Here is a 1,052-nt window from a genome sequence, read left to right as displayed (position 1 = left end):
GCTCTAAGTGAACCGGTCTTTGAACTAAAGCCGGCAATTTTAGGGTTGTTGGTCGAGTACCATTCTTAACCACGTTAGATGAGGCACAGAAATGACATTTATCTGCTTGCTAGGTCAATATTGCGGAGACCTCTTTAAAGTGCAAGTCATCTTGAACTTGGTCCTTGACTGCAAAAGTTTGGATATTAGGGTCTTTAATCTCGAGTAAATTTAGGATAGAATTGTCTTGGAACATCATTAAAACATCGCTTTGATTGATTTTTAGACACTTTAATCTTAGCACTTGAGGGACAATGATGTCCTTTTTGAGTATCTTGAGTAAAAAAATAGTGCTGATGATTTTACTCATCAACACTAAAAAGTGTACACCCGATTTTTTTTCTTAGTCGAGTTCCACCAGGCAAAAGGTTCTGCTAGTGCTCACCTTCTAAGCGCCTGATTCCACTCTGTTTTTTGCAAGGTTTATTTGAGCTTTTATTTAGTTTTCGGCGAAAGGCCCTCGCCTTTAGTCGGGGGATGGATAGCCGTAGTGTGCTTGCACGCTAATTTCACAAAAAAATAGTCAGGACTTGCTTTGAACTGACAGTGTGCTATCTTAAATAAAAAGGTGGTGAAATCAATGACTTTGAAAGCTTTTAAAGTGCGCCTATATCCAAATCAAAAGCAAATTAAGCAAATTAAACAGACCTTTGGTTCAACTCGTTTTGTGTGGAATCAAATGTTAGCTATGCAAAGTGCTCGCCACAAAAACAACTCTCATGCTAGGTATCAAAATGAGTTTGCTATGAATAACCTGCTGAAAGCACTCAAGACAGAATATCCGTGGTTAAAAGACGTGGACGCTACCGCCCTGCAAGCAACAAACAGCAATTTGCACGACGCTTTTCAACGTTTTGTCAACAAGAAATTAAGTAACGGTTATCCACGCTTTAAAAGCAAGAAAAACTACGCACAAAGCTACACTTCTAAAGCGGTTAATCAGAATATCAAGGTCATTGATGAGCACCACTTGAAGCTGCCTAAATTAGGTCAAGTCTATTTCCGTGCCGGGC

General features: G+C 39.4%; 1 protein-coding gene. It reads left to right on the top strand.

Features of this window, described 5'->3' with window-relative positions; genetic code table 11:
• Nucleotides 1-619: 619 nt before the first annotated feature.
• Nucleotides 620-1,052 (top strand): helix-turn-helix domain-containing protein (locus LFYK43_RS12125; protein ID WP_148095630.1); only part of this gene is annotated, 433 nt, incomplete at its 3' end.

Origin of the sequence: Ligilactobacillus salitolerans (assembly GCF_003864415.1) — a bacterium.
Classification (GTDB): Bacteria; Bacillota; Bacilli; order Lactobacillales; family Lactobacillaceae; genus Ligilactobacillus; species Ligilactobacillus salitolerans.
The sequence above is the reverse complement of the archived record's forward strand: the minus strand, read 5'-3'. Positions and strand labels throughout refer to the sequence as shown.